This window comes from Streptomyces sp. NPDC029138, from assembly GCF_055564375.1.
In genome coordinates this window covers 1-25289 of record NZ_JBVHWM010000102.1, presented here as the reverse complement: position 1 = coordinate 25289, position 25289 = coordinate 1, and the positions used below count along the sequence as shown (strand labels likewise).

29 protein-coding genes and 1 riboswitch are annotated in these 25289 nt (G+C 71.1%); of the genes, 10 read left to right on the top strand and 19 right to left on the bottom strand.

The window, feature by feature from the left end; translation table 11 throughout:
- The 7 genes from ACZ4WH_RS41670 to ACZ4WH_RS41640 form a co-directional block, all read right to left on the bottom strand.
- Positions 1-914 (bottom strand): ribonucleotide reductase N-terminal alpha domain-containing protein (locus tag ACZ4WH_RS41670; protein WP_468190842.1); only part of this gene is annotated, 914 nt, incomplete at its 3' end.
- Between the two features lie 123 nt (positions 915-1037).
- Positions 1038-1196, bottom strand: a riboswitch (cobalamin riboswitch).
- A 17-nt stretch (positions 1197-1213) separates the two neighbouring features.
- The gene (locus ACZ4WH_RS41665; protein ID WP_468190840.1) at positions 1214-1720 is read right to left on the bottom strand and encodes a GNAT family N-acetyltransferase; all 507 of its coding nucleotides are present in this window, start codon (positions 1718-1720) and stop codon (positions 1214-1216) included.
- A gap of 111 nt (positions 1721-1831) precedes the next feature.
- Positions 1832-3460 (bottom strand): monocarboxylate uptake permease MctP, encoded by a 1629-nt coding sequence (gene mctP, locus ACZ4WH_RS41660; RefSeq protein WP_468190838.1) that lies wholly within the window; start codon positions 3458-3460, stop codon positions 1832-1834.
- Positions 3457-3720 (bottom strand): DUF3311 domain-containing protein, encoded by a 264-nt coding sequence (locus tag ACZ4WH_RS41655; protein ID WP_468190835.1) that lies wholly within the window; start codon positions 3718-3720, stop codon positions 3457-3459. Before ACZ4WH_RS41655 ends, mctP begins: the two co-directional genes overlap by 4 nt.
- A gap of 137 nt (positions 3721-3857) precedes the next feature.
- Complete coding sequence (locus ACZ4WH_RS41650) at positions 3858-4619, bottom strand: GntR family transcriptional regulator (RefSeq protein ID WP_468190833.1); 762 nt, start codon at positions 4617-4619, stop codon at positions 3858-3860.
- Between the two features lie 213 nt (positions 4620-4832).
- A complete protein-coding gene (nagB, locus tag ACZ4WH_RS41645; protein ID WP_468190831.1) occupies positions 4833-5618 on the bottom strand; it encodes a glucosamine-6-phosphate deaminase in 786 nt (261 codons plus the stop codon).
- 204 nt (positions 5619-5822) lie between these two features.
- Complete coding sequence (locus ACZ4WH_RS41640) at positions 5823-6575, bottom strand: SDR family oxidoreductase (RefSeq protein WP_468190829.1); 753 nt, start codon at positions 6573-6575, stop codon at positions 5823-5825.
- Between the two features lie 93 nt (positions 6576-6668).
- Here ACZ4WH_RS41640 and ACZ4WH_RS41635 point away from each other — a divergent pair, with 93 nt between their 5' ends.
- Together ACZ4WH_RS41635 and ACZ4WH_RS41630 are read left to right on the top strand one after the other, a co-directional pair.
- A complete protein-coding gene (locus ACZ4WH_RS41635; RefSeq protein ID WP_468190827.1) occupies positions 6669-7298 on the top strand; it encodes a TetR/AcrR family transcriptional regulator in 630 nt (209 codons plus the stop codon).
- Between the two features lie 325 nt (positions 7299-7623).
- Positions 7624-9099: a sensor histidine kinase gene (locus tag ACZ4WH_RS41630; protein ID WP_468190825.1), complete on the top strand. Its 1476-nt coding sequence runs from the start codon at positions 7624-7626 to the stop codon at positions 9097-9099.
- Positions 9100-9308: 209 nt separating this feature from the next.
- Here the strand turns inward: ACZ4WH_RS41630 and ACZ4WH_RS41625 are convergent, their stop codons facing one another.
- Entirely contained in the window at positions 9309-9566 is a 258-nt protein-coding gene (locus ACZ4WH_RS41625) for a WhiB family transcriptional regulator (RefSeq protein ID WP_003992873.1), read from the bottom strand.
- A gap of 321 nt (positions 9567-9887) precedes the next feature.
- Positions 9888-10856 carry a diacylglycerol/lipid kinase family protein gene (locus ACZ4WH_RS41620; protein WP_468190823.1) on the bottom strand — a complete coding sequence of 323 codons (969 nt, stop codon included), beginning with the start codon at positions 10854-10856 and terminating at the stop codon, positions 9888-9890.
- Positions 10857-10993: 137 nt separating this feature from the next.
- On the opposite strand from ACZ4WH_RS41620, the gene ACZ4WH_RS41615 reads away from it, so the two are divergent.
- Positions 10994-11473, top strand: coding sequence for a hypothetical protein (locus tag ACZ4WH_RS41615; protein ID WP_468190821.1), 480 nt, complete (start codon positions 10994-10996; stop codon positions 11471-11473).
- Positions 11474-11509: 36 nt separating this feature from the next.
- Here the strand turns inward: ACZ4WH_RS41615 and ACZ4WH_RS41610 are convergent, their stop codons facing one another.
- The 3 genes from ACZ4WH_RS41610 to ACZ4WH_RS41600 form a co-directional block, all read right to left on the bottom strand.
- Entirely contained in the window at positions 11510-12619 is a 1110-nt protein-coding gene (locus ACZ4WH_RS41610; RefSeq protein ID WP_468190819.1) for an RNA polymerase sigma factor SigF, read from the bottom strand.
- Between the two features lie 17 nt (positions 12620-12636).
- The gene (locus tag ACZ4WH_RS41605) at positions 12637-13053 is read right to left on the bottom strand and encodes an ATP-binding protein (protein ID WP_009190566.1); all 417 of its coding nucleotides are present in this window, start codon (positions 13051-13053) and stop codon (positions 12637-12639) included.
- A 359-nt stretch (positions 13054-13412) separates the two neighbouring features.
- The gene (locus tag ACZ4WH_RS41600; protein WP_468190817.1) at positions 13413-13673 is read right to left on the bottom strand and encodes a UBP-type zinc finger domain-containing protein; all 261 of its coding nucleotides are present in this window, start codon (positions 13671-13673) and stop codon (positions 13413-13415) included.
- 61 nt (positions 13674-13734) lie between these two features.
- Between ACZ4WH_RS41600 and ACZ4WH_RS41595 the strand changes: the two genes are divergently transcribed.
- Positions 13735-15318: a Na+/H+ antiporter gene (locus ACZ4WH_RS41595; protein WP_468190815.1), complete on the top strand. Its 1584-nt coding sequence runs from the start codon at positions 13735-13737 to the stop codon at positions 15316-15318.
- Here ACZ4WH_RS41595 and ACZ4WH_RS41590 read toward each other — a convergent pair.
- Positions 15315-16235 carry a 1-aminocyclopropane-1-carboxylate deaminase/D-cysteine desulfhydrase gene (locus ACZ4WH_RS41590; RefSeq protein WP_468190813.1) on the bottom strand — a complete coding sequence of 307 codons (921 nt, stop codon included), beginning with the start codon at positions 16233-16235 and terminating at the stop codon, positions 15315-15317. The genes ACZ4WH_RS41595 and ACZ4WH_RS41590 overlap by 4 nt on opposite strands.
- A gap of 237 nt (positions 16236-16472) precedes the next feature.
- Positions 16473-17066: an N-acetylmuramoyl-L-alanine amidase gene (locus ACZ4WH_RS41585; protein WP_468190811.1), complete on the bottom strand. Its 594-nt coding sequence runs from the start codon at positions 17064-17066 to the stop codon at positions 16473-16475.
- 296 nt (positions 17067-17362) lie between these two features.
- Here ACZ4WH_RS41585 and ACZ4WH_RS41580 point away from each other — a divergent pair, with 296 nt between their 5' ends.
- The 4 genes from ACZ4WH_RS41580 (at position 17363) to ACZ4WH_RS41565 (ending at position 20982) form a co-directional block, all read left to right on the top strand.
- Positions 17363-18769 (top strand): family 2B encapsulin nanocompartment shell protein, encoded by a 1407-nt coding sequence (locus tag ACZ4WH_RS41580; protein ID WP_468190809.1) that lies wholly within the window; start codon positions 17363-17365, stop codon positions 18767-18769.
- 112 nt (positions 18770-18881) lie between these two features.
- The gene (locus ACZ4WH_RS41575; protein WP_468190807.1) at positions 18882-20027 is read left to right on the top strand and encodes a family 2 encapsulin nanocompartment cargo protein polyprenyl transferase; all 1146 of its coding nucleotides are present in this window, start codon (positions 18882-18884) and stop codon (positions 20025-20027) included.
- Between the two features lie 225 nt (positions 20028-20252).
- The gene (locus ACZ4WH_RS41570) at positions 20253-20609 is read left to right on the top strand and encodes a hypothetical protein (RefSeq protein WP_468190805.1); all 357 of its coding nucleotides are present in this window, start codon (positions 20253-20255) and stop codon (positions 20607-20609) included.
- 37 nt (positions 20610-20646) lie between these two features.
- Complete coding sequence (locus ACZ4WH_RS41565) at positions 20647-20982, top strand: DUF952 domain-containing protein (protein ID WP_468190803.1); 336 nt, start codon at positions 20647-20649, stop codon at positions 20980-20982.
- Positions 20983-21345: 363 nt separating this feature from the next.
- Here the strand turns inward: ACZ4WH_RS41565 and ACZ4WH_RS41560 are convergent, their stop codons facing one another.
- The 4 genes from ACZ4WH_RS41560 to sodN all read right to left on the bottom strand — a co-directional run bounded on the left by ACZ4WH_RS41560 (position 21346) and on the right by sodN (position 23117).
- Positions 21346-21474 carry a hypothetical protein gene (locus tag ACZ4WH_RS41560; RefSeq protein ID WP_468190801.1) on the bottom strand — a complete coding sequence of 43 codons (129 nt, stop codon included), beginning with the start codon at positions 21472-21474 and terminating at the stop codon, positions 21346-21348.
- A 52-nt stretch (positions 21475-21526) separates the two neighbouring features.
- Entirely contained in the window at positions 21527-21943 is a 417-nt protein-coding gene (locus ACZ4WH_RS41555; protein WP_468190799.1) for a VOC family protein, read from the bottom strand.
- Between the two features lie 34 nt (positions 21944-21977).
- Positions 21978-22379 (bottom strand): helix-turn-helix transcriptional regulator, encoded by a 402-nt coding sequence (locus tag ACZ4WH_RS41550; protein WP_086696943.1) that lies wholly within the window; start codon positions 22377-22379, stop codon positions 21978-21980.
- Between the two features lie 342 nt (positions 22380-22721).
- Positions 22722-23117, bottom strand: coding sequence for a superoxide dismutase, Ni (sodN, locus tag ACZ4WH_RS41545; protein ID WP_100828187.1), 396 nt, complete (start codon positions 23115-23117; stop codon positions 22722-22724).
- 145 nt (positions 23118-23262) lie between these two features.
- Here sodN and sodX point away from each other — a divergent pair, with 145 nt between their 5' ends.
- Positions 23263-23697: a nickel-type superoxide dismutase maturation protease gene (gene sodX, locus ACZ4WH_RS41540; RefSeq protein ID WP_468190844.1), complete on the top strand. Its 435-nt coding sequence runs from the start codon at positions 23263-23265 to the stop codon at positions 23695-23697.
- Here sodX and ACZ4WH_RS41535 read toward each other — a convergent pair.
- Positions 23601-24230 carry a CGNR zinc finger domain-containing protein gene (locus ACZ4WH_RS41535; protein ID WP_468190796.1) on the bottom strand — a complete coding sequence of 210 codons (630 nt, stop codon included), beginning with the start codon at positions 24228-24230 and terminating at the stop codon, positions 23601-23603. The genes sodX and ACZ4WH_RS41535 overlap by 97 nt on opposite strands.
- A 99-nt stretch (positions 24231-24329) precedes the next feature.
- Here ACZ4WH_RS41535 and ACZ4WH_RS41530 point away from each other — a divergent pair, with 99 nt between their 5' ends.
- Complete coding sequence (locus ACZ4WH_RS41530; RefSeq protein ID WP_468190794.1) at positions 24330-25088, top strand: class I SAM-dependent methyltransferase; 759 nt, start codon at positions 24330-24332, stop codon at positions 25086-25088.
- Positions 25089-25289 lie beyond the last annotated feature (201 nt).

Below are 25289 nucleotides of genomic sequence, written 5' to 3'. Positions count from 1 at the left end.
TCCAGGTAGACCGCCGCCGCGCCCTTGCGCCGGCCGCCCTGGTTCACCGCCGCCACCGACGCGTCCAGGGTCTTCAGGAACGGCACGATGCCGTTCGAGTGCCCGTTCGTCCCCCGGATCAGCGAACCGCGCGAACGGACACGGGAGTAGGACAGGCCGATGCCACCGGCGTGCTTCGACAGCCGGGCGACCTGGTGGTAGCGGTCGTAGATGGAGTCCAGCTCGTCCAGGGGCGAGTCCAGCAGGTAGCAGGACGACATCTGGGGGTGTCGCGTGCCGGAGTTGAAGAGGGTGGGGGAGGACGGCAGGTAGTCCAGCCGGCTCATCAGGCCGTACAGCGCGGCGACTTCGTCCACGGAGCGGATCGTGTCGTCCTCCGCGAGGCCGCTCGCCACGCGCAGCATGAACTGCTGGGGTGTCTCGATCACCTTGCGGGTGACCGGGTGGCGCAGCAGGTAGCGGCTGTGCAGGGTGCGCAGGCCGAAGTAGCCGAACCGGTCGTCGGCCGTGCCGTCGACCAGCGCGTCGAGGCGCTCGGCGTGCAGCCGCACGAACTCGGCGGTGCGGTCGGCGATCAGGCCCTCGCGGTGGCCGACCGCGATCGACTCGGTGAAGGACGTCACGCCCTGCGAGGCGGCCTCGTCCCGGATCGCGAGGGTCAGCAGCCGGGCGGCCAGCTTGGAGTACGCGGGGTCGTCGGAGATCAGGCCGGCGGCGGCCTCCGTGGCCAGCTCCCGCAGCTCCGCCTCGTCGGCCCGCGCGGACCGGCCGCGCAGCGCGGCGGCGGCGACCCGGCCCGCGTCGGCGTCAGGCAGGTCGGCGGTCAGCTCGGTCAGGGTCCGCAGCAGCGCGGCACCGGGACCGTCGGTCTCCAACTCGGTGACTGAAGCCGGGTCGGCTGGCGCGATGGTCACGTGGGGCTCTCCCTCGCTCGGCACGGGGCCTGGCGGAGGGCAGGGGCAGCCACGAGCGCGCACGGCGTCGCGTCCACCGGCCCACTCCACGAGGCCCGGACGTCAGAACCACCCGGGCCTGGACGGCCGGGTGCACCGTCGGCAGGTCTTCGGACTCGACAGGCATGCGGAAGCACGCGAGTACACCGTTGCGGGACAGTTCCGGATTCGCACCGGATTCCCCTGCGACGACAGCGAGGATGAGCATACATCTAGTGCCGGGCTGCCGTGTCACCCCCAGATGTAGTGCCGGTCCGGTCTCAGAGGGTCAACTCGTACGCGAGGAGCGTGAGGTCGTCCCGGTCCGGGAGGGGATTCCAGTCCCGCTCGGGGGCGCGGACGAAACCGAGGCGGGCGTAGATGCGGTGGGCGGCGTGCATGGTCCGCTGGGTGGAGAGGACCACGCGGACACAGCCCTCGGTCGCCCGCGCGCGCTCGACGCAGGCCCGCACCAGCGCCTCGCCGGCACCCTGGCCCCGGGCCGCGGGGGCGACCGCGAGCATCCGGATCTCGGCCTCGCCCGGGCCCGCTATGTCCGTCATGAGGCCGTTGGAGCGGACGAAGGTGACCCCGCCGAGGAGGACGCCGTCGCGGACGGCCACGAGGACGTCCGCGGCGGCGGCCCGCTTGGCCACGTCCCTCAGCTCGCCGAGGTACCAGTCGCTCGCGTCGAAGGCGAGGAGGCCGTCGCCCAGATAGGCCTGGGCGGTGATCTCGCCCAGGTCGTCGTACTCGTCGGGAGCGGCCCGCCGGATCACGAAGTCCATGACATCGAGTCTGCCGCAGAGGTACGACAACGAGCCGAGGTGCGGCAACGAGCCGAGGTGCGGCAACGGGCCGCCGGACGTTCCTCCGACGGCCCGTCGAGCGACGGCTGCCTAGTGACTGGCGCCCGCGGTGGCGGGCGGCAGTTCCACCTGGACCCCGGGGTCGCCGGCGTCCGCCGTGTAGTCCTCCGGCCTGGTCTCGTCGACGCCCTCGGGGGCCTTCACGGCCTTCAGGACGACGGTGAGGACGACGGTCACCAGGACGTTCAGGACGAACGCCGTCAGGCCGATGTAGCCGATCTCCCCGATGCCGGGGATCTCCTTGGCGTTGCCGCCGAAGTGCTTCTGCGTCGGCGAGGCGATCCCGTAGGCCGCGGCCGTGCCGTAGATCATGCCGACCGCCCAGCCGGCGAGCAGCGCCCAGCGGTGGAACCAGCGGGTGAACAGGCCGCCCACCAGCGCCGGGAAGGTCTGGAGGATCCAGATGCCGCCCAGCAGCTGGAAGTTGATGGCGACCGTCTTGTCCATGGTGAGGACGAAGACCAGCGCGCCGACCTTCACCAGCAGCGAGACCAGCTTGGAGACCTTGGTCTCCTGCTCCGCCGTCGCGTCGGGCTTGATGAAGTCCTTGTAGATGTTGCGGGTGAAGAGGTTGGCCGCCGCGATGGACATGATCGCCGCGGGGACCAGCGCGCCGATGCCGATCGCCGCGAACGCCACGCCCGCGAACCAGTCCGGGAACATGTCCTCGAACAGCTGCGGGATGGCCAGCTGGCCGTTGGTGACCTTCACGCCGGCCGCGATCGCCATGAAGCCCAGCAGCGCCAGCAGACCCAGCATGAGGGAGTACAGCGGCAGGATCGTGGTGTTGCGGCGGATCACCTCACGACTCCTGGACGACAGGGTCGCGGTGATCGAGTGCGGGTACATGAACAGCGCGAGCGCGGAGCCGAGGGCCAGCGTGGCGTAGGTCCACTGTCCCGCCTCGCCCGGCGCGAGTGCGCCGCGCGGCGCCTTCGTGGCCGGGTTGACCTGGCTGAACGCCTCGCCCGCCTTGGCGAAGATGTCGTCGAACCCGCCCAGCTTGATCGGGATGTAGATGATCGCCACCGCGATGACGATGTAGATCAGGGTGTCCTTGACGAACGCGATCAGCGCGGGCGCCCGCAGGCCGGAGGAGTAGGTGTAGGCCGCGAGCACACCGAAGGCGATGAGCAGCGGCAGGTCCTTCACGAACCAGTTGGTGTTCTCGCCGCCGCCGACGCCCATCACGTCCAGCACCGCCTGGATGCCGACGAGCTGGAGCGCGATGTACGGCATGGTCGCCAGGATGCCGGTCACCGCCACCGCCAGCGACAGGCCCTTCGAGCCGAACCGGCCGCGCACGAAGTCGGAGGTGGTGACGTACCCGTGGCGGTGCGAGACCGACCACAGGCGGGGCAGGAACGTGAAGATCAGCGGGTACACCAGGATCGTGTACGGCACCGCGAAGAAACCGGCCGCGCCCGCCGCGTATATCGCCGCCGGTACGGCGACGAAGGTGTACGCCGTGTACAGGTCGCCGCCGAGCAGGAACCAGGTGATCCAGGTGCCGAAGGACCGGCCGCCCAGACCCCACTCGTCCAGGGAGTGCTCGTTCTCGGCCCTGCGCCAGCGCGCGGCCAGGAAGCCCAGGACCGTGACGGCCAGGAAGAAGAAGATGAAGACGCCGAGCGCGACGCCGTTGACGCCGTCCTTCACTTCGCCGCACCCCCGTTCGTCCCCTCGCGGCCGCGCTGGTCACGCCGCCAGAGCTTGTACGCCAGCATGGTGAGCGCGGTCGAGATCAGCACCCAGAGCATCTGGTACCAGTAGAAGAACGGGATCCCGATGAACGCGGGATCCGTCTTGGCGTACGAGCCGACCCACAGCATCGCCACGAAGGGCGCGACGAGACATAGGGCGATGATCACCCTGACCGGTGTCACCACCGGTGGTCTCACTTCAGGCGTTTCCGACATGCCACGGCTCCGTCCCCTCGCTGATCACCTGCGTAATGAGCAGGCAATCTAGGTGACGGTGTCGCGGGAGTGGAAGACCTCGTCCGCATATCGGTATATCGATTCAGCGAACGTGCCGTGCCTCGGCCGGTCGGCGCCTACTCCGCCGGCCGCTTCAACCGGGCCACGAACTTGTACCGGTCCCCTCGGTACACCGACCGCACCCACTCCACCGGCTTGCCCTCGCGGTCCAGTGAGTGGCGGGAGAGCATCAGCATCGGCAGGCCCACGTCGGTGCCGAGCAGCCCCGCCTCGCGCGGGGTGGCCAGGGAGGTCTCGATCGTCTCCTCGGCCTCGGCGAGGTGGACGTCGTAGACCTCGGCGAGCGCGGTGTAGAGGGAGGTGTACTTGACCAGCGAGCGCCTGAGGGCCGGGAAGCGCTTGGCCGACAGATGGGTGGTCTCGATCGCCATCGGCTCGCCGTTGGCCATGCGCAGCCGCTCGATGCGCAGCACGCGCCCGCCGGCGGTGATGTCGAGCAGCTCGGCCAGCCGTTCGTCGGCGGTGATGTACCCGATGTCCAGCAGCTGCGAGGTCGGCTCCAGACCCTGCGCGCGCATGTCCTCCGTGTAGGAGGTGAGCTGGAGTGCCTGGGAGACCTTGGGCTTGGCCACGAAGGTGCCCTTGCCCTGGATGCGTTCGAGCCGGCCCTCCACGACCAGCTCTTGCAGGGCCTGGCGGACCGTGGTGCGGGAGGTGTCGAACTCGGCGGCCAGCGTGCGCTCGGGCGGGACCGGGGTGCCCGGCGCCTGCGTCTCCGTCATGTCGAGCAGGTGCTTCTTCAAGCGGTAGTACTTCGGCACGCGCGCGGTACGGGTTGTGCCGGCCTCGTTCTCCGCACTGCTGACGTCGGTGCTCATGCTCTGCCTTCCCGGCTCCGAATGCCGAAAGCGACCGACATCCCCATCGGCCACGGCTCACATCGTGGCACGGGTTGTCGTGTCAGCACTCCACCCGCACGCTCCGTGATCTCCTCTATATACCGTTGCACCCGCTGTTGGTCTAGTCCATCGGGAGGGTGAGAGCGGTGAACCCGCGGGGGGCGGGGCCGCCCTCCCCGTCGGCGCTCCGGACTAGATCCCCTGCCAGTCCGGCTTGTTGGCGTACGTGTGCCGGAAGTAGTCGGCCAGCTTCAGCTTGGACGCGGCGGCCTCGTCGGCGACCACCGTGGCGTGCGGATGGAGCTGGAGCGCGGAGGCCGGGCACACGGCCGCGACCGGGCCCTCGACGGTCGCGGCGACCGCGTCCGCCTTGCCCTCGCCGGTCGCCAGCAGCACCAGGTGGCGGGCCTCCAGGATCGTCCCGATGCCCTGGGTGATGACGTGGTGCGGGACCTGCTCGATGTCGCCGTCGAAGAAGCGGGCGTTGTCGATCCGGGTCTGCTGGGTCAGCGTCTTGATCCGGGTGCGCGAGGCGAGCGAGGAGCACGGTTCGTTGAACCCGATGTGTCCGTCGGTCCCGATGCCGAGCAGTTGCAGATCCACGCCACCGGCCTCGGCGAGCGCGCGGTCGTACGCCTCGCACGCCGCCTGGACGTCCTCGGCCGTTCCGTCCGGTCCCATGAACGCGTCCATGCCTATGCCCAGCGGTTCCAGCACCTCGCGGCGCAGCACCGAGCGGTATGACTCGGGGTGGTCCGCGGGCAGCCCCACGTACTCGTCGAGCTGGGCGATCCGCGCCCGTGAGGCGTCGACGGCGCCGGAGCGCACCTTGGCGGTCAGCGCCTGGTAGATGGGCAGCGGGGTGGAGCCGGTGGCCACGCCGAGCAGGGCGTCGGGCTTGCGTCGCAGCAGCTGTGCCATGGCCTCGGCGATCAGCTCGCCGCCCGCCGCGGCGTCCGGAACGATGACAACTTCCACGCTGGGCCTGCCGTTCTGAAGAGGGCTCTGTGCGTCTCTATGTGGTTTAGACCAATCTAACAGAATCGACGTTCGAGGGCGCGGAGAAGGCGCACGGAAGGACGCACGGGGAAGACGAGGGGAAGGGGGCGGAGGAGGGGCTGGGGAGAACCACGGAAGGCCCGGGGGAGGAGTGGTAACAGGTAACCAGGGGGCATGTGGGACTCACGTGAGGGAGCCCCCCGTCGCGTCCAGCCAGTGCCCGGTCACCCAGCGGCCGTCCTCCGAGACCAGGAAGGCCACCACGTCCGCGATGTCTGCCGGTGTGCCCACCCGACCCAGCGCCGAGTAGTCGGCCGCCCGCTGCCACGCCTCGTCGCTCGCGCGCAGCCAGGAGGCGTTGACGTCGGTGTCGACGATGCCGGGCGCCACGGAGTTGACCGTGATCCACCGGGGGCCGAGCACCTTGGACAGGTCCCGGGTGAAGACGTCCAGGGCCGCCTTCGTCATCGAGTACGCCATCAGGTCGGGCATCGCGGCGGTCCGGGACAGGCCGGAAGATATGGTCACCACCCGTCCGCCGTCCCGCAGCCGTTCCGTCCCGAGCCGGGTGAGGAAGAACGGGGCCTTCACGTTCACCGCGAAGAGCCGGTCGTACGCCTCCTCGTCGATCTCCGCGAAGGGGCGGGAGGTGCCGATGCCCGCGTTGTGCACGAGGATGTCCAGCCCGTCCGCGTGCCGGTCGAACTCCGCCCACAGCCGCTCGGCGTCCCCGGGCGTCCCCAGCTCGACCCTGATCGGGAAGGCCGAGCCGCCGGCCGCCTCGATCGCCGCGACCGTCTCCTTCGCGGCGGTCTCGTTGCTTCCGTAGTGCACCGCCACCCGTGCCCCGCCGCGTCCCAGCCGCTCGGCGATACCCCGTCCGATGCCCCGGCTCGCGCCGGTGACCAGCGCGGTCTTCCCCTTGAGCACGCCCATCTCGGCCCCTCCAGACTTGTCTAGCGATCGCTACAAAAAAACCGTACACCACCCCGCCGACAATTTTCTAGGGGCCGCTATAAAATGGTCTCCATGGCGACGGGTCAGGACACGCGGGCACAGGGCGGCACGGGCCGGGCGCGCGGCCGCCCGCGCTCCTTCGACCGGGCCACCGCCCTGGAGAAGGCGCTGATGGCCTTCTGGGAGCACGGGTACGAGGCCACCTCGGTCTCCGACCTCACCCGGACCATGGGCATCGGCGCGCCCAGCCTGTACGCGGCCTTCGGTGACAAGCGGACCCTCTTCGACGAGGTCGTCCGGGTCTACGCCGGCTCGCACGGCGCCTTCACCGACCGTGCCCTCGCGGAGGAGCCCACGGCCCGGGCGGGCGTCGCCCGCATGCTCCGCGAGGCCGCCGCCGAGTACACCGACCCCGCCCATCCGCACGGCTGCCTGATCATCCACGCGGCCACCAACTGCACCAGCCCCGAGGTGGAGGCGCTGCTGCGGGACATGCGGAACGCCAACATCGCTGCCATCGAAGCCCGCGTCCGCGCGGACATCGCGGCCGGACTGCTGCCGGCCGGCACCGACGCCGCCGCCCTCGCCCGGCACACCGGCGCGGTGATCCAGGGCATGTCCCAGCAGGCCCGCGACGGCGCACGCCGGGAGGAACTGGAAGCAGTCGCGGAAATTGCCATGGCCATCTGGCCCCACGACTGACCCGAGCGGGCTAGGCTGCGTGGCATCGCGTGCCAGCGCCCCTCGCGGCGCGGACGCCTCCACACCATGGACACGCCGTCGTGGTCTAGTCCACAATCGAGAACAACAAGCCTCCGTCTTCCCCGCACAGGAAGGCGGATCGAGGAACCGGCGCTCTCTGCCCTGACTGCCCCGGCTCCTCGGCCTTCGGCCGACCGGGACCGCACACCCCACGGCCGATGATGCTCCGGGCTGCGGTGCCGGGAGGGTTGAGGGTCCCTTCCAGGCGCCGCGGCCCGCGGGTGTTTTTTCGGCCACCCGCGAGGCCCCGGGTACGCTCGCAGACGTGCCCTCCATGAACGAACTCGTACGCCAGCACACCGCCCTCGACGACTCCGACCTCGAGTGGCTCCACCTGCTGGTCTCGGAGTGGCAGCTGCTCTCCGACCTCTCCTTCGCCGACCTGGTGCTGTGGGTCCCCACCCGGGACGGCACCCGGTACGTGTCGGTCGCCCAGATGCGCCCCAACACCGGCCCGACCTCCTACCAGGACGACATGGTGGGCCACCTGGTGCCGCGCGGCCGGCGGCCCATGCTGGACGCGGCCCTGGACGAGGGCCGGATCGTGCGTGAGGGCGACCCGGAGTGGCGCGAAGAGGTCCCCGTACGGGTCGAGTCCATCCCCGTGCGGCGTGAGGGTCGCGTCCTCGGCGTGATCGCCCGGAACACCAACCTGCTCACCGTGCGCACCCCGAGCCGCCTGGAGCTGACCTACCTCCAGAGCGCCTCCGACCTCGCGCAGATGATCGCGGCCGGCGCCTTCCCCTTCCCCAACCAGCAGGTCGACATGGACGCCTCCCCGCGCGTCGGCGACGGCCTGATCCGGCTGGACGCGGACGGCATCGTCCAGTACGCCTCCCCGAACGCCCTGTCCGCGTACCACCGGCTCGGCCTCGCCGCCGACCTCGTCGGCCACCACCTCGGACAGACCACCGCCGAACTCGCCCCCACCCGGGGCCCGGTGGACGAGGCGCTGGCCAAGGTGGCCAGCGGCTGGGCGCCGCGCGAGTTCGAGATCGAGGCCCACGACGGCGTCATCCAGTTCCGGGCCATCCCGCTCAAACCCAAGGGCACGCGCATCGGTTCGCTGGTGCTGCTCCGGGACGTCACCGAACTGCGGCGCCGTGAGCGCGAGTTGATCACCAAGGACGCCACCATCCGGGAGATCCACCACCGGGTGAAGAACAACCTCCAGACGGTCGCCGCCCTGCTGCGACTCCAGGCCCGGCGCATCGAGTCCGAACGCGGCCGGGAGGCACTGGAGGAGGCGGTCCGCCGGGTCGGCTCCATCGCGATCGTCCATGAGACGCTGTCTCAGAACCTGGACGAGCGCGTGGAGTTCGACGACATCGCCGACCGGGTGCTGGCGATGGTCGCCGAGATCTCGCCGGGCAAGGTGACCGGCCGGCGCGTCGGACGGTTCGGCATACTCGACGCCGAGGTCGCCACCCCTCTGTCCATGGTCCTCACCGAGGTTCTCCAGAACGCCCTGGAGCACGGTTTCCGCGAGGGCGACACCGGCACGGTCGAGGTCTCCGCGGTGCGTGGCGGCACCACCAAGGAGGCCCGGCTGCTGGTCACCGTCCAGGACGACGGCGTCGGACTGCCCGAGGACTTCGACCCGCACCGCTCGGGCAACCTCGGCCTCCAGATCGTACGGACACTGGTGGAAGGCGAGTTGGGCGGCTCGTTCGACATGGTGCCGGCGCCGGAGCGGGGGACGCGGGTGATCCTCGACATCCCGGTGCGGGCGCAGAAGTAGGCAACTCACTCGACGGCAAGGGCGCTTGAGCAAACCGCTCGGGGACAGCAAAAAGCCCCGGACCGCCATGGGTCCGAGGCTCGTGCTCGTTGCTGCTCTGCTAAATCGCTAGCGGCATCGGGGGATACTGCGCGCTGCGGCTCGGGGGCGGGAGATGCGTACGTGCTGTGCGCGCCGCCAAGCTCAGGCTGTCAGCAGGGGTGGGTATGTCAGGCGGAGGCCTGACGAGCCCGGTTGCGGGCGGCGCGGCGCTTCATGGCGCGGCGCTCGTCCTCGCTGAGACCACCCCAGACGCCGGAGTCCTGACCGGACTCGAGCGCCCACTGCAGACACTGCTCGATCACCGGGCAGCGACGGCAGACGGCCTTGGCTTCCTCGATCTGCAGCAGCGCAGGACCGGTGTTGCCGATGGGGAAGAAGAGCTCGGGGTCTTCCTCGCGGCAAACGGCGTTGTGACGCCAGTCCATGGCTGCTACCTCTCCTTGGTATTACGTGCAGGTTGCTTGTGAATGTGAACGCTTTCACGAATCCCTCAACAAGTGAAGGGCCGACCGCCGAGTCTTCACCCGGCGTGGTCCTGTGTCTGAAGAGGGGTTCTGGTGATCATTGGAGGCTGGTGTTGCGGGCCGTCCCGATCGCCACGTAGAGACTCGCAAACCTCGGCGGCGGATACAACCCCTTCTGGAAAGTTTTTTTTGATTCCTCGGTGTCGACTAGGTCACAGCCGTACTTCCATGGGGTGGACCCTGGCCTAAACGTTCGAGTGAAAGGACTTTCGCCCGTTCCGCTCACACAATCACACGCAGTGCACGGCGTACGCCTGTGAACGTCACGCTCGTACGCAGCCCGAGGTGGTCACCGTCCATCTGAAGGGGGAGAGGCACCTTCGAATGCAAGGTGAACTGGTCCAGATCGTGCAGGGAGACCGCATGCTTCCCTTGCGGTCCCCGCTCGGGGGACGAAGTGAGCAACTGGGTGCCATACCGGGCAACCGCGGCTGTGGACAGACGGCTGAGGCCCAGCACGTCGATGCCGGTATCGAACGAGGCCTTAGGTGACGTGTACATCGGGCGATTGCCGAGATACGTCCACGGAGACGTGTTCGAGACTATGGCGACGACAAGATCCTCGATCGGGTCCGCGCCGGGCTGTTCGAGCGTGATCGTGCCGTGCCGGCGGTTCGGCTCGCCGAGGAACTGCCGGACCACTTGACGGACGTAGAGCGCGTGCGTCGACTTCTTCCCGCGCTCGCGCTGCTGCTCGACCCGGCCGACCACGCCCGCGTCGAAGCCGAGCCCGGCGTTGAAGGTGAACCAGCGGGCCGGCACCGCCTCGTCCTCGGTGCCCGGCGTGCCCGAGGTCAGGCCGAGGCCGACGACCCGCTCGGTGCCGTCGCGCAGCGCGTCCAGCAGCGCTCCGGTGGCCTCGACGGGGTCGTTGGGCAGGCCCAGGGCGCGGGCGAAGACGTTCGTGGAGCCGCCGGGGACGACGGCGAGACCGGGGAGGCGGTCCGGGGCGGGGCCGGCGTGCAGCAGGCCGTTGACGACCTCGTTGACCGTGCCGTCGCCGCCGAGCGCCACCACCATGTCGATGTCGTCGCTCTCCGCCGCCTGCCGGCCGAGGTCGCGAGCGTGACCGCGGTACTCGGTGGTGACCGCCTCCAGCTTCATCTCGCTCGCCAGTGCGTGGATCAGTACGTCACGTCTGCGTGCGCTTGTGGTGGTTGCCGCCGGATTGACCACGAGAAGTGCACGCATGCATGGCAGCGTACCTACTGGGGGGTACTCGGCCCAGACCGAGTTAGGGATCCGGTAAGAGACCGGGGCGTGAGCCTGGACACTCGGGGGGCGCGGGGCGCGGCAGCGCGCCGGAGGCGGAGGGCTACCCTGCTGAGGTGAGCAGTCAGCAGAATCCCGCCCCGGACACCGCCAAAGCCGCCACGGCCGACGCAGCGGCCGCAACCGACCCGGCCGCCGGGCCGCGCCCGCGTCGGCTGACGTACGCGGCGGCGCTGGCCGCGCTGGAGGGCGCCGCGCTGGTGGCCGGCGGCCTGTGGGTGTTCGTCCTCGGGCTCACCGGTGATCCCGACGACCGGCAGCAGGCCGTGACCCTGGGGATCACCCTGGTCGTCCTCGCGCTGCTGCCGCTGCTCGCCTCGCGCGGTCTGCTGCTACGGCGCGGCTGGAGCCGGGGGCCCGCGCTGATCACCCAGATCATGGCCCTTCCCGTGGCCTACAATCTGGTCAAGGCCGACAGCATGGCCATCCCGGCCGGTATCGCGCTCGGCGTGGTCGCCTTGGCGGCGCTGGTGCTCCTCGTCAACGGCGAGACGACCCGGGCCCTCGGCATCAAGGGACCGGGCCGGGGCGAGTAGGGCTCACCCCTCGCTCACTCCTTGCTCATCCCTCGCTCACTCCTCCACGAGGAGCTTCTCGCGGAGCTGGGCCAGGGTGCGGGCCAGCAGGCGGGAGACGTGCATCTGCGAGATGCCGACCTCCTGCGCGATCTGCGACTGGGTCATGTTCCCGAAGAAGCGCAGCAACAGAATCCGCTTCTCGCGCGGCGGCAGGTCCTCCAGCAGCGGCTTGAGGGACTCGCGGTACTCCACGCCCTCCAGCGCCTCGTCCTCGGCGCCCAGGGTGTCGGCGACCGCCGGGGACTCGTCGTCCGTGTCGGGGACGTCCAGGGACAGCGTGGAGTACGCGTTCGCGGACTCCAGACCCTCCAGGACCTCCTCCTCGGAGATGGCGAGCTTCTCGGCCAGTTCGTGCACCGTCGGAGACCGGCCGTGCAGCTGGGACAGCTCGGCCGTCGCGGTGGTCAGCGCGAGCCGCAGCTCCTGGAGCCGGCGCGGCACGCGGACCGCCCAGCCCTTGTCGCGGAAGTGCCGCTTGATCTCGCCGACGACGGTCGGCGTGGCGTACGTGGAGAACTCCACGCCACGCTCGGGGTCGAACCGGTCGACGGACTTGATGAGACCGATCGTGGCGACCTGGGTGAGGTCGTCCAGCGGCTCGCCGCGGTTGCGGAACCGGCGTGCCAGGTGCTCCACGAGCGGCAGGTGCATACGGACCAGCTGGTTGCGCAGCTCCGCGTACTCCGTGCTGCCTTCCCGCAGCGTGCGCAGCTCGACGAACATCGCCCGCGCTCCACTGCGGTCCTGGACGTCGTGCTGCACGGCCTGCACGGCCTCCGTGCCCAGCGCGTCGTCCTCGGCGTTTCGCTCGTGCTCGCTCATCGTCCCGCCCGTAGCCCTTCCCCGAGCCCTGGCCCCCGCGCGGACGGCGGATCCGGCGCCGCCGCGTGCCGTCGGTGGCGTGCCCGTGGCACCGTCACCGACGACCCGCGCGGAGTCGTCCTCCGGGTGCGGCCTGGCCTGCTCGGGGATGCCGTCGATGCCGTCCGCCATGCGCCGGGAACCGTCCCGGGGGCCTGCCCCGGAGGTCTCGGCATCGCTCGACCGAGAGGCACCCCCGTCCCCGGTCGGCAGCTCCCTTGTGCCGCGCTCTTCGTCCCGCACCGGCCCGTCCCCGTTCCTCACGCCGGCCCGGGGCCGGCGCCACGCTGTTTGTAGAGGCTGATCGACACCGTCTTGTCCTCGTCCACGGCGGACGAGACCTTGCCCGCGAGGGCCGACAGCACGGTCCAGGCGAAGGTGTCCCGCGAGGGGGCGTGGCCGTCCGTGGTCGGCGCCGACACCGTGACTTCCAGTGAGTCGTCGACGAGCCGGAAGACGCAGCTGAGCACCGAGCCGGGCACGGCTTGCTGGAGCAGGATCGCGCAGGCCTCGTCCACGGCGATGCGCAGGTCCTCGATCTCGTCCAGGGTGAAGTCCAAGCGGGCCGCGAGACCGGCCGTGGCCGTCCGCAGCACCGACAGGTAGGCACCCGCGGCCGGCAGCCGGACTTCCACGAAGTCCTGGTTCGCCGCGGGCTCGCCTGCGATCTGGGACACCCTCACCTCCATGGTGGTACAAGCTTTACAGGGCCGAGGGTCGCCCCCCGGGGTAACGCGTAGATGGTTCAAACGGTGACGCTATCGCGCTCCGAACGTTCCTGTCCCCGGGACCCCAACCCCCTGGCGTCACTCACAGTAAAGCTGTGGATACGCTCCGTGTCTAGAGGGTTTGCGGGCCCAAATAGGGAGAGCGCGCGCCGGGTTGACGTACCCAGACGTCACACGCTCGAACCGTCGTGCGGCAGCCGCCGCATGCAGTGTCACACGAGAACGCGGTCGGACGGGACGCTCTCGGGGAGAACGCTCTCGCAGACGCGCTCGGAGGCCCCTCCCGGGCGGGTTCTGACCGGGTGGGCTCAGACGAGCACGTGGTCCACGAAGCACCACCGCCAGTCCTCGCCGGGCTCGAAGGTCCGCATCACCGGGTGACCGGACTCCGTGTAGTGCTCCGTCGCGTGCCGGCCCGGCGAGGAGTCGCAGCAGCCGACGTAGCCGCAGCTGAGGCACAGCCGGAGCTGGACCGGGATCGTGCCGTCCCGCAGGCACTCCGGACAGGTCTCGTCGAGCGGCTCCGGTTCCGGGTGCGGCAGCGCGTCGGCGTGCGTGCACTGTTTCATGATTGCCAGATTACGACGGTTGTGCGGGTTGCCGCGCGAAAGACGAGGGTGGGCGAGGACCATGGACGTGATGCCCCTGCTGTTGCTGGTGGCGGGCAGTGCCGCGGTGGCCGCTGCGGCCCGGCGCACCCCGGCACCGGCGCCGCTGCTGCTGGTCGCGGTCGGTCTGGTGGTCTCCTACATCCCCGGCGTGCCGTCCTACACCCTCGATCCGCACATCGTCCTGCCGCTGCTGCTGCCCCCGCTGCTGTACACCTCGGCGAGCGACAGCTCCTACCTCGACCTGCGGGCACAGATGCGGCCGGTGGCGCTGCTCTCGGTGGGATACGTGCTCTTCGCGACCGTCGTCGTCGGCTGGGCCGCCTATCTGATCATCCCCGGGCTGTCGCTGACCGCCGCACTGGTGCTGGGCGCGGTGGTGGCGCCGCCGGACGCGGTGGCCGCCACGGCGGTCGCGCGCCGGGTCGGCCTGCCGTCCCGGATCACCACCATCCTCCAGGGCGAGTCCCTGCTGAACGACGCCACGGCGATCACCGCCTACAAGGTGGCGCTCGGCGCCGCCGTCGGAGAGGGGGCCACCTGGGCGGGCGGGCTCGGCGAGTTCGCGCTCGCCGCGGTCGGCGGTGTCGGGATCGGTCTCGTCCTCATGGCGCCCCTGCACTGGCTGCGCACGCACCTGACCGAGCCCCTTCTCCAGAACACGCTCTCCCTGCTGATCCCGTTCGTCGCCTACGGAGTCGCCGAGCAGGCACACGCCTCCGGGGTGCTCGCGGTGGTGGTCGTCGCCCTCTACCTAGGCCACCGCGCGTGGGAGGTCGACTTCGCCACCCGCCTCCAGGAGGCGGCCGTGTGGAAGATGGTCGCCTTCGTGCTGGAGTCCGCGGTGTTCGCCCTGATCGGTCTTCAGCTGCCGATCGTCCTCAAGCGGCTCGGGGAGTACGAGGGCACCTCCGCCGCCTGGTACGCGGTCGCCGTCTTCCTGGTCGTGGTGGTGGCCCGGTTCGTCTGGGTCTATCCGGCGACCTTCGTGCCCCGGATGCTGTCGGCGCGCATCAGGGAGCGCGAGCAGAACCCCACCTGGCGGGGCGCGATGGTCACCTCGTGGGCCGGCATGCGCGGTGTCGTCTCCCTGGCCATCGCCTTCGCCATCCCGTCGACCATGCCCGACGGCCCCCGCAACCTGATCCTCTTCCTGACCTTCACCACCGTCATCGGCACCCTCGTCGTACAGGGCGTCACGCTGCCGCCGCTGATCCGGCTGCTGAAGTTCCCCGGCCGCGACCGGCAGGCCGAGACGCTCGCCGAGGCCAACGCCCAGGCGCAGGCCTCCCGGGCCGCCGAGGCCCGGCTCGACGAACTCCTCTCGGACGAGCGCAACGCCCTGCCGCAGCCGCTCGCCGACCGGCTCCGCATGGTCCTGGAGCGCCGCCGCAACGCCGTCTGGGAACGGCTCGGGCAGGTCAACCCGATCACCGGCGAGTCCGTGGACGACACCTACCGCCGGCTGTCCCGCGAGATGATCAGCGCCGAGCGTGAGGTCTTCGTCCGGCTCCGCGACCTGCGCTACATCGACGACGAGATGCTGCGCGCCCTGCTCAGACGCCTCGACCTGGAGGAGGCGGCGGCCTACCGGGAGGCCGGTTAGCGCTCCGGGACGGCCGTCCCGGGTTCCGGGAACGGCCGCCCCGTGACGACGGCGGCGATCGTCGTCCCGCGCGCGAAGGTGTTCTCCTCCGCCAGGGCGACGAGTCCGAACAGCAATTTGGCGACATAAAGGCGCTCCACGGGCAGCCCGTGGCGCTGCTCGAAGTCCTGTGCGAACGCCTCCAGTTCCGGTGTCGTACGGGCGTAACCACCGCAGTGGAAACGGTCGTCCAGGGACCAGGCGCCGCTGCGGGCGCCGAAGGCACGTTCCTGCAAGGCCTGTACGTCGGCCTCCAGGAAGCCGCCCTTCAGGACCGGTACGCCGAGCGCGCGCTGGCCGGGCGCGAGGCCGGCGGCGAGGCCGGCGAGGGTGCCGCCGGTGCCGCAGGCGACCGCGACGACGTCGGCCCGGCCTTGCAGTTCCGTGCCGAGGGCACGGCAGCCGCGTACCGCCTCGGTGTTGCTGCCGCCTTCGGGTACGACGTACGCGTCCTCGGCGCCGATCGCGCGCAGGATCTCGGCCAGGGTCCGCGGCTCGGTCTTGCGGCGATATGTCGATCTGTCGATGAAGTGCAGCCGCATGCCGTCGGCCGCGCAGCGGGCCAGGGAGGGGTTGAGGGGGCGGCCGGCCAGCTCCTGGCCGCGGACCACGCCCGTGGTCGGCAGGCCCAGCAGGCGGCCGGCCGCGGCGGTGGCCCGCAGATGGTTGGAGTAGGCGCCGCCGAAGGTGACCAGGGAGCGACCCTGGGCCGCCGCGATGTTCGGCACCAGCTTGCGCCACTTGTTGCCGATCAGCTGCGGATGGATGAGGTCGTCGCGCTTGAGCAGCAGCCGGAGGCCGAGGCGCTCGAACCGGCCGTCCCGCACCTCGTGGAGGGGCGAGGGGAGGCGGGGGCTGAGCGGGTCGGGGCTGGTCACGGCTTCATTGTCGCCCGGTGCGGGGGCGGGGTCGCTCACCGGTGCCGACAGTGGACTGCCCGCAGCCAGCGGGGGCTCGGGTGCCGCTGCCGGGTGGGCGTCGCCTCGCTGGTACGACTGGCCGGAAGTCGCGCAGGCCCTGGGTCGACGTCCGCTGTAGTTGCCAGGGGCGCGGGGAACTGCGCGACCGGCCACAGCGGGCCCGCGGTCGGAGGACGGCCCCGCCCCCCCACGGCGTTAGTCCTTCAGCCGTTCCCGGACCCGCTCCCTCAGCCAGGACATCTCGAAGCCCCGGGGGTCCACCTTCCCCGGCTGCCACTCCCGGTGGCCGATGACCGACCGTTCCGTCCACCCGTGGCGCCGGCACAGCGCCGCGGCGACCCGCTCGATCGCCTCCAGTTGTTCCTCCGGCCACGGATCCTCCCCGTCACCGAGGTTCTCGCACTCGAAGCCGTAGAAGTGCCGGTTGCCGTCGGTGTTCGCCTCGTTGTCCGGCGGCAGCCCCTTCTCGGCGATCACCGCGCGCAGCACCTCGTCGTCCCCGAGGCCGGCGTGGTTGGCGCGGCCGTAGCCGACCAGGTGGACCGTGCCGTCCTTGGTGATCACGCCGTGGCACAGCGGCCCCGGCAGGTCCGGGTGGCCGTCGCGGCAGACCTCCACCGTGCGCGCGCTGCCCTTGGTCACCGTGTGGTGGATCATCACGCCGTGGACGGGACCCCAGGGGCCCTTGTGATTGCGGTTGTGGTGCTGCCAGTCGCCGACCTCGACGACCGTGACGCCCTCCGCCCTGAGCGCGTCCAGGAAACCGCTCGCCGACATGGGTGGGGCCATGCCCGACTCCTTCGTGCCGTGCCCGTCCGGTCGCGGGTCGCGGCCGGATGTCCTGCCTGCTTCTACCGAAACCGGACGTCACGGAACACATCGTTCGTACGGTGTGCGAGCCGATCCGGACAGACGGGGGCATGTCGTGCGGGCCGGGGCGAGGTTCCCCATTGTGCCCAGTAATCCGATGATCCATTCCCCCTCTTTCGGGTAATGGCGCGTGCACGTTCCGTGCTGAGACGCTCGATGCGAGACCGGTGCCCGGTGCGCTTCGGCACCGGGCATACATGGGAGGGCATTTCTTTATGTCGGTAGGCGAAGAGGTCCGCTCGGATCAGGGCAGGCCGCAGCAGTCCCTCGGGACGGCGGCCGCGCGGAACCTGGCCACCACCACCAAGTCCGTTCCGCAGATGCAGGAGATCAGCTCACGCTGGCTGCTGCGCACGCTTCCCTGGGTGGACGTCCAGGGCGGCACGTACCGGGTGAACCGGCGCCTCACGTACGCCGTCGGCGACGGCCGGATCACCTTCGTGAAGACCGGCAACCAGGTGGAGGTCATCCCGAACGAACTGGGCGAGCTGCCGGCCCTGCGGTCGTACGAGGACGAGGAGGTGCTGAGCGAGCTGGCCCGCCGCTGCCGGCAGCGCGACTTCGCGCCCGGCGAGGTGATCGCCGACTTCGGCAACCAGACGGACGAGGTCTATCTGCTCGCCCACGGCCGGGTGGAGAAGGTCGGCACGGGTCCCTACGGCGACGACGCCGTCCTCGGTGTCCTCGCCGACGGCGCCTACTTCGGCGACCAGGCCCTGCTCGACCCGGAGGCGATCTGGGAGTACACCGTCCGCGCGGACACCTCGACCACGGTCCTGATCCTCAGCCGCCAGGACTTCCAGCAGGTCGCGGAGCGCTCCGACTCGCTGCGCGCGCATCTGGAAAGGCTGCGCTCGATCCCCGAGCAGCGGACCAACAAGTACGGGGAGAAGGAGGTCGAGCTGGCGGCCGGCCACTCCGGCGAGCCCGACATCCCGCACACCTTCGTGGACTACGAGCCACGGCCCCGCGAGTACGAACTGAGCATCGCCCAGACCGTGCTGCGCATCCACTCGCGCGTGGCCGACCTCTACAACCAGCCGATGAACCAGACCGAGCAGCAGCTGCGGCTCACGGTCGAGGCGCTGAAGGAGCGCCAGGAGCACGAGCTGGTCAACAACCCGGAGTTCGGTCTGCTCAGCAACTGCGAGTACGACCAGCGGATCCAGCCGCACGACGGCGTGCCGAGCCCGGACGACCTGGACGAGCTGCTCAGCCGCCGCCGGGGCACCAAGCTGCTCCTGGCCCACCCGCGCGCCATCGCCGCGATCGGGCGCGAGCTGAACAAGCGCGGACTGGTCCCGGAGACCATCGACATCGCCGGCAACCGCATCCCCACCTGGCGCGGCGTACCGATCTACCCGTGCAACAAGATCCCGATCAGCGAGGCCCGGACGACCTCCATCCTCGCCATGCGTACCGGCGAGGCCGACCAGGGCGTCATCGGCCTCCGGCAGTCCGGCATCCCGGACGAGATCGAGCCGAGCCTGTCCGTCCGGTTCATGGGCATCAACGAGCAGGCCATCATCAAGTACCTGGTGACGGCGTACTACTCGGCCGCGGTGCTGGTGCCCGACGCGCTCGGCGTGCTGGAGAACGTCGAGATCGGCCGGTGGAGGTGACGTCTCCGCACGTCGCGGCCGTGTCCCCGCCCCCCGGGGCGGGTAGGCCCTCGGGGTACGCGTCCGGCCGGGCCGGTGACGCCGTACTCCGCGGACCTGGCGAGGGGGAGACATGGCCGAGTTCATGACGGAGACCGAAGAACGTTCCTCCGGTGTGCCGCGTCCCGGCACAGCGGGGGAGCCACCGGAGAAGGCCGGGGACGGCGCCGCCGGTCCGCTCGACGGGCAGGAGGCGGCGGCTCAGCTGGACCGCGCCCGGGCGCTGGTCGACCCGGAGCTGCGCGCGGCCGTGGAGTCGCTGCCGGGCTCCATGCGCCGGATCGCGCGCTACCACTTCGGCTGGCAGCACGCCGACGGCACCCCGGCGGCGGGCAACGCGGGCAAGGCGATCAGACCGGCGCTCGTCCTGGCGGCCGCCGCCGCGCTCGGCGGACCGGCGGCCCGGACGGCGGCCGTCCGGGCGGCAGCGGCGGTCGAACTGGTCCACAACTTCACGCTGTTGCACGACGACGTGATGGACCGGGACACCACCCGCCGGCACCGGCCGACGGCGTGGACGGTGTTCGGCGACGCCGACGCGATCCTCGCCGGGGACGCCCTCCAGGCGCTGGCCCTGCGGCTGCTCGCCGAGGACCCGCACCCGGCCTCCGTCCCGGCCGCGGCCCGGCTCGCGGCCTGTGTCGTGGAGCTGTGCGAGGGCCAGCACACCGACACCGAGCTGGAGCGGCGCGCGCCGGACGCGGTCACCCTGGACGAGGTGCTCGTGATGGCCGAGGCCAAGACCGGCGCACTGCTGGGCTGCGCCTGCGCGCTCGGCGCGCTGTACGCGGGCGCGGGCGAGGAGGAGGTGGCCGCGCTGGACGGCTTCGGCCGGCAGGCCGGGCTCGCCTTCCAGCTGATCGACGACGTCATCGGCATATGGGGAGACCCGCGGCACACCGGCAAGCCGGCCGGCGCGGATCTCGCCGCCCGCAAGAAGTCCCTGCCGGTGGTGGCGGCGCTCACCTCCGGCAGCCCGGCGGCGGCCGAGCTGGCCGAGCTGTACGGGAAGCCGTACCGCGAGGAGGAGGCGGAGGCCGGGGAGATCGCGCGTACGGCGCTGGCGGTGGAGCGGGCCGGCGGCCGGGACTGGGCGCAGGCCGAGGCGGCCGACCGGATGGCCCGGGCCATGCAGGAGCTGGCCCGCGCGGTCCCCGACCCGGAGGCGGCGGGCGGTCTGCTGGCGCTCGCCGAGTTCGTGACCCGGCGCACCAGCTGAGGGCCGCCCGTCCAGGCGGCCGACCAGAACCCGGAGTCCCCGGGCCCGTGCGGCTCCTGACCCCGCGCGGTCTTCGGGCGCTCCGGCCAGGCGGGCCCCGCGCATCCCCACAGTGTGCGGGGCCCGCCGATCCCCCGGCGACGGACGCCGAGGTCATCACGGTGAGGAGCGCTGAGGTCATCACGGTGGGGAGCGCTGAGGCCGCCACCGATCTACCCTGAGGACATGGCCAGCGACGAACACGTTTGTCCCGTCTGCGGACAGCCCGTGGAAACGGTCGTCAAGCGGCACAAGACCCTGGGCGCCTGGGTGCCGGTCTGGGGCCCCGGTCCCTGCCGCAATCCCGACTGCCCGGCGTACGCCGAGACCGGTCATCCTGCGGACGCCGGCAGGCCCGCCGGCTCGGGCCGACCTGCTGCGACGGGCCGACCTGCTGAGAGCGGCCGGACCGGTGAGACCGGCTCCCGGCCCGCCGGCCACGAGCGGTCCGAGCGGTCCGCCGGTGCGCAGGCCCGGCCGGGCGGCAGCGGCAGCGGTCCGGAGGGCCCGTCGGCGGCCGGCGCCGAGAACAGCGACCTCTGAGCACGGGCGGCGGGCGGGGGCGCCGTAGCGTGGGCGCATGCCGAAGCTGCCGTACATCCTGCACATCACCGAGCGCTCCTTGTGGGAGGCGGCGCGTGAGCGCGGCGCCTACGAGATGTCCACCCGGGGCCGCACCCTCCAGGAGGAGGGCTTCATCCACTGCTCCACCCGCGAGCAGCTGCCGCGCATCGCCGACTTCCTCTACGGCGGCTACGACGGCCCGGACGAGCTGGTCGTGCTGGTCGTGGATCCGACGCGGGTCGGGGTGCCGGTGACGTACGAGTCCGTCGAGCCGGGCGGGGAGGAGTTCCCGCACGTGTACGGGCCGGTGCCGGTCGAGGCGGTGGTGGACGTGGAGCCGTGGGGCGGCTGAGACGGGAGGCGGGGAAGGCAGGTCCCTGACGGACCCGTGTGGCGGCTGGCCGACATGGGCGCACTGAGCACGGACCGCGTTCCTCGTCGAGCCGCTGGAGCAGCAGAGGCACACCTGGTCCGGGCGGCTGCCGGACACCACCGGTGGCCGTACCGTCTCGCCGTGCCCAGGCGCCGCGGGGAACAACTGCCCCGCCGGAGAGCGCAGTACGGCCCAGTCGCCGTGGTCCGCCACCAGATCGGCGCCGAGTCGCCGGGCGAGTGCCGTCAACTCCCGCACGTCCTCGGCGCACAGCCCGGTACGCCGTCGCCCTCGGTGATGCCCTGGAGCTTCCCGCTCGGGTCCGCTCCCTCGGCAGCAGGGTCACGAACTCGCCGTGCTCGCCCGGAATGCGGAGAGCCGGGTGCCGGTGACGGTCGTCCGGAAGGCGCACGCGTCGGCGAGACGTGCGGCGGGGCGGTCGACGAAGGCGTACGTCGTGCGGACCGTCATCCGGGAAGTCCGGGCGGAGTGATGACCGAACAGGGCGACGGGTGGCGGGAGTTCAGCCCGTGGGGCGTTCGATGAAGCGGAGCTGGTTGCCGGCCGGGTCCCGGAAGGCGCAGTCGCGTACCCCGTACGGCTGGTCCATCGGCTCCTGGAGGACGTCGGCGCCGGACTCCCGTACCCGCTCATACAGTGCGTCGCAGTCGGGGGTGGTGAAGATGACCCCGCGCAGCAGGCCCTTGGCGAGGAGTTCGTTGAGCGTCTGCTTGTCGGCGGGGGAGGCGTCCGGGCTCGCGTCCGGCGGCTCGAGGACGATCTCCACGTCCGGCTGGAGCGGGGAGCCCAGGGTCACCCAGCGCATCCCCTCGAAGCCCACGTCGTTGCGGATCTCCAGACCGAGCACATCGCGGTAGAAGGCGACGGCCTTGTCGTGGTCGTCCACGGCGATGAAGCATTGCGCGAGTTTCACGTCCATGGACTCACCCTAGAACCGAGGCACGGGCCGCGCCTCAGTACGGGCGGCGGCGCGGCCGGGTCAGCCTGCGGGCCACACAGGGCGGGATCGCCGCGCTCTCCTCGTGGTCGCGGGCCCGGTAGGCGCTCGGCGTCTCGCCGACCAGCTCGGTGAACCGGGAGCTGAAGGAGCCGAGCGAGGTACAGCCGACGGCGAGGCACACCTCGGTCACGGTGAGATCGCCCCGGCGCAGCAGCGCCTTGGCCCGCTCGATCCGGCGGGTCATCAGATAGCTGTACGGCGTCTCTCCGAACGCCTTGCGGAAGCTGCGCTGGAAGTGGCCCGGGGACATCAGGGCGTCACGGGCCAGCTCGGTCATGTCGAGCGGCTCGGCGTACTCCCGGTCCATGCGGTCGCGCACACGCCGCAGCCGTCTCAGATCCTCCAGGGCGGTCACCTGCTCAGCCTCGCACAGGACCGCACAACAGAGTCCCACCTCGCGTGCGCGGCGGTGGTGGCGTACGGGATCTATCTGATCGTGCCGCGGTTCCACTAGGGGAGGCTCGGGCCGCGCGGTGGGCGAGCAACGGGTCCCCCGGCCCGGCGGCGGGTCCCCCGACCTGGGACGGTGGATTCCCCGACCCGGGTCGGCCGGGCCCCGACGGCCGGTCGGACGCGGGTGGAATGCGGGGCCTCGGGACACGAGAGCGGCCCGCCCGGGTGTCCGGGCGGGCCGCTCTCGCGTGGATTCCGGCCTGCGGCACGACCGCCCGCAGGTACGAGATCAAGAAGCCCTGAATCAGGCCTTCTTGGTCTCCCAGAAGATCTTGTCGATCTGGGCGATGTAGTCCAGCGCCTTCTGGCCCGTCGCCGGGTCGGTGGACGCCTTGGCGGCCGAGAGGGCCTTCAGGGTGTCGTTGACCAGCTGGTGCAGCTCCGGGTACTTCTCGAAGTGCGGGGCCTTGAAGTAGTCGCTCCAGAGCACGGAGACGTGGTGCTTGGCCAGCTCCGCGCGCTGCTCCTTGATAACGGTGGCACGCGCCTGGAAGTGGGGGTCGTCGTTAGCGGCCATCTTCTCCTGGACGGCCTTCACCGACTCCGCCTCGATGCGGGCCTGGGCCGGGTCGTACACGCCGCAGGGCAGGTCGCAGTGGGCGCTGACCTTGACCTTGGGGGCAAACAGGCGGGAAAGCATGGAGCATTCCTTCCTCGTGATCGTCTTCTCAGGTGCGACATTACTCCCTGAGGAAGGCGATTTCTCGGGTGCCCCCTAGGGCTTAGGACAAAAGTCCAGGGTGAGACTGAGACTGGTGGAGGAACGGACCGGGGAGGTGCCGGGGATGCCGGAGCTGTCGCAGGAGACCGAACGGGGGAGGGCCGTGGCGCCCTTCGGGCTGGCCGAGGTGACCGGCCCGTCCATGGTGCCCACGCTGCACCACGGGGATCAGCTGCTCGTGCGGTACGGGGGTGCGGTCAGGCCCGGGGACGTCGTGGTCCTGCGTCATCCGTTCCAGCAGGACCTGCTGGTCGTCAAGCGTGCCGTGGAGCGGCGCGAGGGCGGCTGGTGGGTGCTCGGGGACAACGCGTACGCGGGCGGGGACAGCACGGACTACGGGGTCGTGCCCGAGGAGCTGATTCTCGGGACGGCCTGGTTCCGGTTCCGGCCGCTGCGGGCCGGTCAGCGCTCGCCGCTCACACTGCTGCGCTGGGCGCTCTCGGCGGCGAGGCCGCTGCTGCCCGACCGGTCGGCTTCCAGGCGCTTGCGGGCCCGGTAGGCGGCCACGTTGGCGCGGGTGGCGCAGCGGTCCGAGCAGTAGCGGCGGGAGCGGTTGGTCGAGGTGTCCAGGTAGGCGTTGCGGCACGGGGCGGCTTCGCACAGGCCGAGGCGGTCGACGCCGTACTCGGTGAGGTGGAAGGCCAGGCCCATCGCCGCGATCGCCGCGTAGCCGGCGGTGGCGTTGGAGGGGTGGTCGGCCAGGTGCATGTGCCACAGGGGGCGGCCGTCCTCGTCGCGGTGGTCGTGCCCGGAGATCTGCGGGCTGACCGGGAATTCCAGCAGGAGTGAGTTCAGCAGGTCCACGGCCAGGGTCTCGTCGCCCCGGTCGGCGGCCTCGAAGACGCCGCGCAGCCGCGCCCGGACCGAGCGGAAGCGTGTGACGTCGGCGTCGGTGGCCCGGCGGGCGGCCGACGCGTTGACGCCGAAGAGATCGCGGACGGCCTCGACCGTGGTCAGGGTGTCCTTGCCCCGGGCCGGTTCCTCGCTGTTGACGAGACGTACGGCGTAATCCGAGTAATAGGCCAGTTCCACTTGTAGTCCTTACGGAGGCGCTTTATCGTCGGGTCTGCGGTCGGTAACAGCCGGTCGTGCTTCCAGGGTATTACGCGAACCGAGGGGAAACGGGGTTCCATGACGACGAGTACCGGAACCGACTGGGCGGCCTGGCAGGAGAGCTGGGACCGGCAGCAGGAGTGGTACATGCCGGACCGGGAGGAACGCTTCCGGATCATGCTCGACATGGTGGAGGCGCTCGTCGGCACCGCGCCGCGCGTGCTCGACCTCGCGTGCGGCACCGGCAGCATCACCGCCCGGCTGCTGCGCCGCTTCCCCGACGCCACCAGCACCGGCGTCGACCTCGACCCGGCGCTGCTCGCCATAGCCCACGGCACTTTCGCGGGCGACGACCGGGTCTGTCTCGTCACCGCCGACCTCAAGGACCCCGACTGGCCGGCCGAGCTGCCGTACGACTCCTACGACGCCGTACTGACCGCCACGGCCCTCCACTGGCTGCACAGCGAACCCCTCGCGGCCCTCTACGGTCAGGTCGCGGGGCTGGTCCGCGACGGCGGTGTCTTCATGAACGCGGACCACATGATCGACGACACCACGCCCCGGATCAACGCGGCCGAGCGCGCCCAGCGCCACGCCCGCATGGATCAGGCCAAGCGGGACGGCGCCCTGGACTGGGCCGACTGGTGGCAGCTGGCGGCCAAGGACCCGGTCCTCGCCGAGCCGACCGCCCGCCGCTTCGAGATCTACGGCGAACACGCGGACGGGGACATGCCGCCGGCGGCGTGGCACGCGCGCACCCTGCTCGCCCGCGGCTTCAGCGAGGCCCGGCCGGTATGGTGCTCGCCCTCGGACACCTTGGTGCTGGCAGTGAAGTAGCGCCGGAGCCCGACCAGCCCGCTGACACGGGCGGTCGGTGCTGCGGAGGCGACGCACGGGGTGACGGAGTCCGCCACGGGCCGGGCGATGACAAGGGGCCCGGGGGGGGGGGGGCGGGGGGGGGGGGGGGAGGGGTGGGTGGGGGGGGGGGGGGGGGCCCCCAAGGATTTCCGGCCATGAACCCAGGGGGGCCGCAACAGG

Bases quoted from the DNA above. Each gene is read 5' to 3' on its own strand.
- ACZ4WH_RS41665 (WP_468190840.1), bottom strand. From the start codon at position 1,720: ATGGACTTCGTGATCCGGCGGGCCGCTCCCGACGAGTACGACGACCTG.
- ACZ4WH_RS41655 (WP_468190835.1), bottom strand. From the start codon at position 3,720: ATGTCGGAAACGCCTGAAGTGAGACCACCGGTGGTGACACCGGTCAGG.
- ACZ4WH_RS41650 (WP_468190833.1), bottom strand. From the start codon at position 4,619: ATGAGCACCGACGTCAGCAGTGCGGAGAACGAGGCCGGCACAACCCGT.
- ACZ4WH_RS41640 (WP_468190829.1), bottom strand. From the start codon at position 6,575: ATGGGCGTGCTCAAGGGGAAGACCGCGCTGGTCACCGGCGCGAGCCGG.
- ACZ4WH_RS41635 (WP_468190827.1), top strand. From the start codon at position 6,669: ATGGCGACGGGTCAGGACACGCGGGCACAGGGCGGCACGGGCCGGGCG.
- ACZ4WH_RS41625 (WP_003992873.1), bottom strand. From the start codon at position 9,566: ATGGACTGGCGTCACAACGCCGTTTGCCGCGAGGAAGACCCCGAGCTC.
- ACZ4WH_RS41620 (WP_468190823.1), bottom strand. From the start codon at position 10,856: ATGCGTGCACTTCTCGTGGTCAATCCGGCGGCAACCACCACAAGCGCA.
- ACZ4WH_RS41600 (WP_468190817.1), bottom strand. From the start codon at position 13,673: ATGAAACAGTGCACGCACGCCGACGCGCTGCCGCACCCGGAACCGGAG.
- ACZ4WH_RS41595 (WP_468190815.1), top strand. From the start codon at position 13,735: ATGGACGTGATGCCCCTGCTGTTGCTGGTGGCGGGCAGTGCCGCGGTG.
- ACZ4WH_RS41585 (WP_468190811.1), bottom strand. From the start codon at position 17,066: ATGGCCCCACCCATGTCGGCGAGCGGTTTCCTGGACGCGCTCAGGGCG.
- ACZ4WH_RS41580 (WP_468190809.1), top strand. From the start codon at position 17,363: ATGTCGGTAGGCGAAGAGGTCCGCTCGGATCAGGGCAGGCCGCAGCAG.
- ACZ4WH_RS41575 (WP_468190807.1), top strand. From the start codon at position 18,882: ATGGCCGAGTTCATGACGGAGACCGAAGAACGTTCCTCCGGTGTGCCG.
- ACZ4WH_RS41570 (WP_468190805.1), top strand. From the start codon at position 20,253: ATGGCCAGCGACGAACACGTTTGTCCCGTCTGCGGACAGCCCGTGGAA.
- ACZ4WH_RS41565 (WP_468190803.1), top strand. From the start codon at position 20,647: ATGCCGAAGCTGCCGTACATCCTGCACATCACCGAGCGCTCCTTGTGG.
- ACZ4WH_RS41560 (WP_468190801.1), bottom strand. From the start codon at position 21,474: ATGACGGTCCGCACGACGTACGCCTTCGTCGACCGCCCCGCCGCACGT.
- ACZ4WH_RS41555 (WP_468190799.1), bottom strand. From the start codon at position 21,943: ATGGACGTGAAACTCGCGCAATGCTTCATCGCCGTGGACGACCACGAC.
- sodN (WP_100828187.1), bottom strand. From the start codon at position 23,117: ATGCTTTCCCGCCTGTTTGCCCCCAAGGTCAAGGTCAGCGCCCACTGC.
- sodX (WP_468190844.1), top strand. From the start codon at position 23,263: ATGCCGGAGCTGTCGCAGGAGACCGAACGGGGGAGGGCCGTGGCGCCC.
- ACZ4WH_RS41530 (WP_468190794.1), top strand. From the start codon at position 24,330: ATGACGACGAGTACCGGAACCGACTGGGCGGCCTGGCAGGAGAGCTGG.